Consider the following 8,073-nt stretch of genomic DNA (forward strand, 5'->3'; position numbering starts at 1 on the left):
GGGGGGGTGGGGCCCTGCTCCCTGGCCCAAACATCCCGTGGGTGTGGGCGCCGCCCCCGTGGCGCGCTTGGGGGGGGGACCCCCCCGGGGGCGGGGCCCCCATAGGCGGGGCCCCGGCCCCTGCGCTTGGGCGTTGACGCCCCGCTCGACTACTTCCGCAGCAGCAGGATCACACCGGCCGTCACCAGGCCGACCAGGACCGCCGCCGCGCCGTACGCCAGCCGGTGCGCGCGCAGCACCGGGAGGAAGCGGTCCACGGCGTAGCGGCCCGGACCGGTCAGGGCGAGCGCGGCGGCACCCGCCGTGAGCAGCAGCTCGTACTCGCTGCCCTTCGGGGCGAAGAAGCCGCCGCCCCAGGTGACGGCGATCGCGTTGACCATCGTGCCGACGATCGCGGCACCCGCCAGCGGGGTCAGCAGGCCGACGGCGAGGGCGAGTCCGCCGAGCGTCTCGGTGAGGCCGGCGACCACGGCCATGGCGTTGCCCGCCGGGTAACCGCTCATGGTGAAGAACTGACCGGTGCCGTCGATCCCGCCGCCGCCGAACCAGCCGAACAGCTTCTGGCTGCCGTGCGCGGCCATCGTCAGGCCGAGGGCCAGGCGCAGGAGCAGGAGTCCGGCGTCGTAGGCGTGCGGGGAGGTCGTCGCGGAGTCGGGGGTCACCCGGCCCGGGAGGACGGTGGTGGTGGGGGCGGTCGTGCTCGGGCTGCTGCTCGGCATGCGCGTCTCCATCGATCGGGATCGGTCGTAGGGGTGTGGTGGCGCGGCCGGGCGGGTCATCCCGCGGCTGTTGTTCAAATTTGAACCGGCCACTCCTCGACCGTACCTTGGAGTTCGAATTTGAACAACTGACGGGTCGTGGACAACTCGCGGGCCCGACCCCGCCCGGGGCAGGGTGGAGACATGGCTCAACGCAGGCAGCACCGGCGGACCGCGACACCCGGCACGCCCTACCCCGAGGCCCTCGCCGCCTTCGGCGAACGCGTCCGGCTGACCACCCCCCGCCAGTGGGACGCCCCCACCCCGTGCGCCGACTGGTCCGTCCGCGAGCTCGTCAACCACCTCACCGGCGAACAGCTGTGGATCCCCGAACTGCTGATGGGCGCCACCATCTCCGAAGTCGGCGGCCGCTTCGACGGCGACGTCCTCGGCGACGACCCGGTCACCGCCTGGACGGAAGCCGCCGACGCCGCCCGGGACGCCTTCGCCGTCCCCGGCGCCACCGAACTCACCGTCCACCTCTCCTTCGGGGACGTCTCCGGGCAGTACTACCTGGACCAGCTCACCACCGACCTCGTCATCCACAGCTGGGACCTCGCCGAAGCCATCGGACGGCACACCCGGCTCCCGGCGGAACTCGTCGACTTCGCCCTCGGCGAGTTCGCCGGCTACGGGGACCTCTCCGGGAGCGGCCTGTTCGACCCGCCCCTGCCCGTCCCCGACGACGCCGGCCCGCAGACCCGCCTGCTCGCCCTCACCGGGCGGCGCGACCGGCCCTGACACGGCTGGGGTGCGGCACGACCGGCCTGATCTCCGGCGGCCGGCGTGGCGCGACCGGCCCTGACCTGCGGCGACCGGCGTGGTGCCCGACGCCGGATACTGGAAGGAGCGGGGGCCGCGATCCGTGCGAGAGGCGGGCACGCCATGAGCCGCAGGCCGGACATCCTCGGCGAGTTCACCGCCGACCACCGGGCGGTCACCGAGCTGCTCGACCGGATCGAACGGACGCCCGCCGGCGCCGCCGAGCGCACCGACCTGCTGGCCCGGCTGACCGACCTGCTGTTCACCCACTGCGCGGCCGAGGAGGAACACCTCTTCCCGCTCGTGCAGCACGACGTGCCGGACGGCGGGGCGCTGGTGTTCGGCAGCATCCACGAGCACCTGGCGATCGGGCAGTACCTCTCCGACCTCCAGGGCCTCGGCCCGGCCGACCCGACCTTCGACACCCTGCTGCGCGGCCTCGCCGACACCCTGCGGCGCCACCTCGCCGTCGAGGAGAAGCAGCTCTTCCCGGCCGCCCGCAAGGCCCTGCCCGCCACCGCCCGAGCCGCCCTCGGCGACCGGCTGCGGGCCGAACGCGCGGAAACCGCCGAGGGCCCCGAGGGCCCCGAGGGCCTTGAGGGCGCGGGGCCCGCCGAAGCGGGCGCAGCGGGGCCGTGAGCCTCAGTTCTTCGGGCTGATCACCGCGAAGCGGCCGCCCTCCCGGTCCTGCAACCGGGCCACCCGCCCGTACGGGGAGTCGAAGGCGGCCCCCACCGCCGAACCGCCCAGCTCCACGGCCCGGGCCAGCGCCCGGTCGGCGTCCGGGACGGCGAAGGACACCTCCCAGTGCGGCGACAGCCCCGCCGCACCGCCCGCCTGCTCCCTCGCCAGCGCGGCGACGCTGTGGCCCTCCGCCCGCAGCACCACCCGGTCGTGCTCCCAGCGGACGTCGAACCGCTCCGGGTCACGGCCGTCCCAGCGGAACACCTGCCCGTAGAACAGCGCCGCCGCGAACGGGTCCGGCGTGCGCAGCTCGATCCAGACCGGCGCGCCCGGCAGGTCCAGCCGCCGGGCCCGGCCCAGCGGGCCCTCCCAGATGCCGAACACCGCCCCGGCCGGGTCCGCCGCGAAGGCCACCCGCCCGGCGTCGAAGGCCAGCGGGCCCACCGCCAGGGTCGCGCCGCGCTCGCGCACCGCGTCGGCGGCCTCGTCCGCGCTCTCCGTACCGAAGTAGCTGGTCCACGCCACCGGCATCGCCCAGTCGCTGCCCGCGACCCCCAGCCCGGCCACCGCCTCCCCGCCGGTCACCGCGTGCAGGTACGGGCCGAAGCGGTCCGGCGCCGGCTCGAACTCCCAGCCGAGCAGCGGCCCGTAGAACGCCTTCGCCCCCTCCAGGTCCCGGGCCGTCAGGCTCACCCAGCACGGAACGGCCGCCACGCAGCGCACCTTGGCGGTCTCACCGCTGCCCATCGCGGACCTCCTCGCCCCCCGGCCGCCGGGCCCCTCCCGACTCCCACGACCCACCGGCCGCCCGGGACGCCCACAGCCTAGGGCGACGGGCGTAGCGCGTTCCGGGAGGCATGGCCGGGATCAGCGCACCCAGTCTTGAACGCTTCGCGGGAGAGCTTGCGGGTGGCTCGGAAGAGTAGCACGGGAAATGTGACCCAGGTCACAGCGAAAGGCGAAATTTCCGGGGAGGGAATCCCCGTTTGGTCTTTCGTAGGCAGAAGCGGGGAGAACTTCCCCGGTATCCTGAAGGAGCAGTCGCCGTGACCACCGCCGCCACCGAGCCGGTCCGACCCGTGGAGAGCGTCCGTGCGCCCAAGCTGCGCGCTGACGCGACCCGCAACCGGGAGCGGATCGTCCTGGCGGCTCGCGACGCCTTCGTCGAGCACGGCGCGGACGTGCCGCTGGACGAGATCGCGAAGCGGGCCGGGGTCGGCAACGCCACGCTGTACCGGAACTTCCCGGACCGCTCGGCGCTGGTCCGCGAGGTGGCGCTGCTCGTCAAGAGCCGTATCCTGGCCCTCGCCGAGACGGCGACGGTCGAGGCGGACGCCCCTGACGGCGTCCCGTTCGACGCCCTGCAGCGGTTCGCGCACGCGACCGTCGCGGAGAAGCTCGGCGCGCTCTGCCCGATGTTCACCAGCCACGTCGACCCGTTCGACCCTGACCTCACCGAGGCCCGCGAGCGCCTGACGGCCGCCGTGAGCGGTCTGATGGAGCGCGCCCGGGCGGCGGGTGAACTGCGGGCGGACGTCGACCACGGAGACCTGTTCATCGCGATCAGCCAGCTGACCCGGCCGCTGCCGGGGACGTCCTGCCAGCTGCTCGACGACTTCGTCCACCGGCACCTGCAGCTGTTCCTGGACGGGCTGCGCACGCCGGCCCGTTCGGTGCTGCCCGGCCGGGCCGCGACCTTCGAGGACTTCCAACCCCACCACTGACCCACCAGCGGTACCCCGACCGACCGACCCGCCCTCCGGACCGCGCCGACCACCGGCCCGCCAGGAGCTGATCCCCGCACGCCCCGCACCGACGCACGCCCCCGTACGGCGACCAGCCGTCCCCGTACGGCGGTCGAACCCTGTCGCACGCCACGCACCCTGAAGTGAGTACCCCCATGCCTGAAACCGACGCCCGAGCGGCGACGCTGCCCGATCCCCGGCGCTGGAAGGCGCTGATATTCATCGGCCTCGCCCAGCTGATGGTCGTCCTGGACGCCACCATCGTGAACATCGCCCTGCCGTCCGCCCAGCGGGACCTGGGCATCTCCGACGGCAACCGCCAGTGGGTGATCACCGCCTACGCGCTGGCCTTCGGCGGCCTGCTGCTGTTCGGCGGCCGGATCGCGGACCTCTGGGGCCGCAAGCGGACCTTCGTGGTCGGCCTGGCTGGCTTCGCACTCGCCTCCGCACTCGGCGGCGCCGCGGCCAACACCGCGATGCTGCTCGGCGCCCGCGCCCTCCAGGGCGTGTTCGGCGCGCTGCTCGCCCCGGCCGCGCTGTCGCTGCTGGCGGTGACCTTCACCGAGGCCAAGGAGCGCGCCAAGGCCTTCGGCATCTACGGCGCGATCGCCGGTGGCGGTGGCGCGATCGGCCTGATCCTCGGCGGCCTGCTGACCGAGTACATGAACTGGCGCTGGACCTTCTTCGTCAACGTCCCGTTCGCCATCGTCGCCGCCGCGGGCGCCGTCCTGGTGATCCGCGAGCCCGCCGAGGGCCGCAACCGCAACCGGCTGGACGTCCCCGGCGTGCTGCTGGTGACCACCGGCCTGGTCTCGCTGGTGTACGGCTTCACCCGCGCAGAGTCCAGCGGCTGGACGGCCGCCAGCACGCTGGGGCTGTTCGTCGCGGCCGTCGTGCTGCTGACCGCGTTCGTCCTGGTGGAGCGCCGGGTCAAGGCCCCGCTGCTGCCGCTGCGCGTGGTGCTGGACCGCAACCGCGGCGGGGTGTACCTGTCGCTCGGCCTGGCCGTGATCGGCATGTTCGGCCTGTTCCTGTTCCTGACCTACTACCTGCAGCTCGTGCGCGGCTACAGCCCGGTGCTGACCGGCGTCGCATTCCTGCCGATGGTGGCGGGCATGATCACCGGCTCGACCCAGATCGGCGCCCGGCTGATGACCCGCGTCCCGGCGCGGTTCCTGATGGCCCCCGGCTTCCTGGTCGCCTCGATCGGCATGCTGCTGCTGAGCAACATCGGTCTGGACACCTCCTACCCGATGCTGATCCTGCCCGGCCTGGTCCTGATGGGCCTCGGCATGGGCACCGCGTTCATGCCGGCGATGAGCCTGGCCACGCACGGCGTCCAGCCGCGCGACGCGGGCGTCGCCTCGGCGATGGTCAACACCTCGCAGCAGGTCGGCGGCGCCATCGGCACCGCGCTGCTGAACACCATCGCGGCCAGCGCCACCACCAGTTGGCTGGCCTCGCACGCGACCGCCGCGGCGGCCACGTCGCCGGCGGCCGCCCAGGCCCTGCAGTTCCAGGGCATGGTGCACGGCTTCACGACCGCGATCTGGGTGTCCTTCGGGATCCTGGTGGCGGCCTCCGCGATCGCCTTCACCCTCGTGAACGCCGGTCGCCCGGACGCGGCGTCGGCTTCGGGCGCCGGTGCGGCGAAGAACGACGAGGTGCCGGTGATGGTGCACTGACGCCTGCGGGTTACTCGGGTGCGTACGCGGCCCGTCCGGTGTCCCCTTCCTGGGGCGCCGGGCGGGCCGCTCGCCGTTTCCGGGGCCGGCGGTTCCGGGGCCGACCGTCGGCGGCGGCATCGCTTCGGGGTCTGCGGTTCCGGGTCTGCGGTTCCGGGTCTGGATCACAGCCGCCCCGGGTAGAAGTGGGGATCACTCCCCGATTATGGTGACCTCAGCGAGAAGCGGGGAATGATCCCCACTTCCTTCCGACTGAGGTGCGTGCACATGACCCGGAATCAGAACCCAGGACGGGGGCGGCGGGCCGTCGACTGGGCGGATGGCCGGCTGGGGATCCACACCCTGGCCAGGGCCAACCTGCGCAAGATCTTCCCGGACCACTGGTCCTTCATGCTGGGCGAGATCTGCCTGTACACCTTCCTGATCATCATCCTGACCGGCGTCTGGCTGACCCTGTTCTTCAAGCCCTCCATGGGCGAGGTGATCTACGACGGCTCGTACGTCCCGCTCAAGGGCGTGCCCATGTCGCAGGCCTACGCCTCCACGGTGGACATCAGCTTCGAGGTCCGCGGCGGGCTGCTGATCCGGCAGATCCACCACTGGGCCGCCGTCGTCTTCGTCGCGGCCATGTTCGTGCACATGATGCGGGTCTTCTTCACCGGTGCGTTCCGCAAGCCGCGCGAGGTCAACTGGGTCTTCGGCTTCCTGCTGCTCTTCCTCGGCATGCTGGACGGCTTCTTCGGCTACTCGCTCCCGGACGACCTGCTCTCCGGCACCGGCATCCGGTTCATCGAGGGCGTGGTACTGGCCATCCCGCTGGTCGGCACCTACGTCCAGATGTTCCTGTTCGGTGGCGAGTTCCCCGGGCACGACATCATCCCGCGGTTCTTCACCGTCCACGTGCTGCTCGTGCCCGGCATCATGCTCGGCCTGCTGGTGGCGCACCTGATCCTGGTCTTCTACCACAAGCACACCCAGTGGGCGGGCCCGGGCAAGACCGAGAAGAACGTCGTCGGCATGCCGCTGATGCCGGTCTACCTGGCCAAGGCCGGCGGGTTCTTCTTCCTGGTCTTCGGCATCGTCGCGCTGATGTCCGCCGTCGCCATCAACCCGATCTGGGCGTACGGCCCGTACCGCCCCGACCAGGTCTCCACCGACGCCCAGCCCGACTGGTACATGGGCTTCGCCGAGGGCCTGATCCGGGTGATGCCCGGCTGGGAGGTCGGGCTCTGGGGGCACACCCTCAACCTCGGCGTGCTGATCCCGTTCACGCTGTTCCCGGTGATCCTCGGCGCGATCGCGGTCCACCCGTTCATCGAGAGCTGGGTGACCGACGACAAGCGCGAACACCACCTGCTGGACCGGCCGCGCAACGCGCCCGTCCGCACCGCGCTCGGTGCCGCCTGGATCAGCCTCTACCTGGTGATGCTGGCCGGCGGCGGCAACGACCTCATCGCCACCCATCTGCACCTGTCGCTCAACGCCATCACCTACGCGGTGCGGATCGGCTTCTTCGCCGTCCCGGTGGCCGTCTTCGTCATCACCAAGCGCTGGTGCCTCGGCCTCCAGCGCCGCGACCGCGACAAGGTGCTGCACGGACGCGAGACCGGCGTCGTCAGGCGCCTGCCGCACGGCGAGTTCACCGAGGTGCACGCCGGGCTCGCGCCCGCCGAACTGCACCGGCTCACCGCACACGAGCAGCCCCTCCCCCTCGAACTGGCGGCCCCCGTCGACGAGAATGGAGTCGCCCGGAGCGCGGGCGTGCTCAGCCGCACCCGCGCCCGGCTGTCCCGCGGATTCCACGGCGAACACGCCCGGATCGCCGAGCCCGCCGCCGAGGAGTGCCGCGAGATCACCGAGGGCCACGGGCACTGACCCGCGGCCCCGGCCCCCACGCCAGAGGGAGGACAGATGCACGACCGATCCGACCAGCTCGCCGACAGCAGATACCTCCTGCTCACCACCTTCGGCGAGGACGGCACCCGCCAGGACTCGCAGATCTGGGTGGTGCCCGACGGCACCGCGCTCGGCGTCTGGACCCCGGCCCACTCCGGGGAGGCCGAACGGATCCGGCGCCACCCCCGGGTGCTGGTCGGCCCGTGCGACGCCCACGGGCGCCCGACCGGACGCCCGGTGCCGGCCCGCGCACGGCTCTGCGACCCGGACGACACCGCCCGCTACCGCACCTCGCTGATCAACAAGTACGGCCTGACGGCGCTGATCGTGCTGGCCCGCAGCCGGTTCCGGGTCGGGCTGGCCGGGACGGTCGGCATCCGGATCACGCTCAACGAGCTGGAGCAGCGGCTGGTCGGGCCCGAGTGGCAGCTGCCGACGACGTACTGCGTCAACTGACTCCGTCGGGCGGCCTGGTGGCGCCGAGGGCCGGGGGGGGGGGGGCCGGGGTGGGCGCGCACCCGGCCCGCGAGCCGCGGTAGGAGG

8 protein-coding genes are annotated in these 8,073 nt (G+C 72.8%); 6 read left to right on the forward strand and 2 right to left on the reverse strand.

From position 1 onward, the window contains the following. Positions 1-149 precede the first annotated feature (149 nt). On the reverse strand, positions 150-719 hold the full coding sequence (locus ACFV6D_RS19585; protein ID WP_363585630.1) for a DoxX family protein: 570 nt from the start codon (positions 717-719) through the stop codon (positions 150-152). Between the two features lie 183 nt (positions 720-902). Here ACFV6D_RS19585 and ACFV6D_RS19590 point away from each other — a divergent pair, with 183 nt between their 5' ends. Beyond that, positions 903-1,499: a TIGR03086 family metal-binding protein gene (locus tag ACFV6D_RS19590; RefSeq protein WP_380492052.1), complete on the forward strand. Its 597-nt coding sequence runs from the start codon at positions 903-905 to the stop codon at positions 1,497-1,499. A 144-nt stretch (positions 1,500-1,643) separates the two neighbouring features. Continuing rightward, positions 1,644-2,159, forward strand: a complete 516-nt coding sequence (locus ACFV6D_RS19595) for a hemerythrin domain-containing protein (protein ID WP_380560598.1) — start codon at positions 1,644-1,646, stop codon at positions 2,157-2,159. Between the two features lie 3 nt (positions 2,160-2,162). On the opposite strand, the gene ACFV6D_RS19600 is transcribed toward ACFV6D_RS19595, so the two are convergent. Continuing rightward, positions 2,163-2,951, reverse strand: coding sequence for a VOC family protein (locus ACFV6D_RS19600; RefSeq protein WP_063346961.1), 789 nt, complete (start codon positions 2,949-2,951; stop codon positions 2,163-2,165). A 299-nt stretch (positions 2,952-3,250) separates the two neighbouring features. On the opposite strand from ACFV6D_RS19600, the gene ACFV6D_RS19605 reads away from it, so the two are divergent. From ACFV6D_RS19605 to ACFV6D_RS19620, 4 genes are all read left to right on the forward strand, one after another. Further along, positions 3,251-3,928: a TetR/AcrR family transcriptional regulator gene (locus ACFV6D_RS19605; RefSeq protein WP_380346418.1), complete on the forward strand. Its 678-nt coding sequence runs from the start codon at positions 3,251-3,253 to the stop codon at positions 3,926-3,928. A gap of 176 nt (positions 3,929-4,104) precedes the next feature. Further along, a complete protein-coding gene (locus tag ACFV6D_RS19610; RefSeq protein ID WP_063346964.1) occupies positions 4,105-5,634 on the forward strand; it encodes an MFS transporter in 1,530 nt (509 codons plus the stop codon). Between the two features lie 267 nt (positions 5,635-5,901). Then, on the forward strand, positions 5,902-7,509 hold the full coding sequence (locus ACFV6D_RS19615; RefSeq protein WP_380560599.1) for a cytochrome bc complex cytochrome b subunit: 1,608 nt from the start codon (positions 5,902-5,904) through the stop codon (positions 7,507-7,509). Positions 7,510-7,545: 36 nt separating this feature from the next. Beyond that, positions 7,546-7,986 carry a PPOX class F420-dependent oxidoreductase gene (locus ACFV6D_RS19620; RefSeq protein WP_063346966.1) on the forward strand — a complete coding sequence of 147 codons (441 nt, stop codon included), beginning with the start codon at positions 7,546-7,548 and terminating at the stop codon, positions 7,984-7,986. Positions 7,987-8,073 lie beyond the last annotated feature (87 nt).

The organism is Kitasatospora sp. NPDC059812, from assembly GCF_042732075.1.
Classification (GTDB): Bacteria; Actinomycetota; Actinomycetes; order Streptomycetales; family Streptomycetaceae; genus Kitasatospora.

What these genes read in the sequence shown, in the direction of transcription:
- ACFV6D_RS19585 (WP_363585630.1), bottom strand. Translation starts at nt 719, where the DNA reads ATGCCGAGCAGCAGCCCGAGCACGACCGCCCCCACCACCACCGTCCTC.
- ACFV6D_RS19590 (WP_380492052.1), top strand. Translation starts at nt 903, where the DNA reads ATGGCTCAACGCAGGCAGCACCGGCGGACCGCGACACCCGGCACGCCC.
- ACFV6D_RS19595 (WP_380560598.1), top strand. Translation starts at nt 1,644, where the DNA reads ATGAGCCGCAGGCCGGACATCCTCGGCGAGTTCACCGCCGACCACCGG.
- ACFV6D_RS19600 (WP_063346961.1), bottom strand. Translation starts at nt 2,951, where the DNA reads ATGGGCAGCGGTGAGACCGCCAAGGTGCGCTGCGTGGCGGCCGTTCCG.
- ACFV6D_RS19610 (WP_063346964.1), top strand. Translation starts at nt 4,105, where the DNA reads ATGCCTGAAACCGACGCCCGAGCGGCGACGCTGCCCGATCCCCGGCGC.
- ACFV6D_RS19615 (WP_380560599.1), top strand. Translation starts at nt 5,902, where the DNA reads ATGACCCGGAATCAGAACCCAGGACGGGGGCGGCGGGCCGTCGACTGG.
- ACFV6D_RS19620 (WP_063346966.1), top strand. Translation starts at nt 7,546, where the DNA reads ATGCACGACCGATCCGACCAGCTCGCCGACAGCAGATACCTCCTGCTC.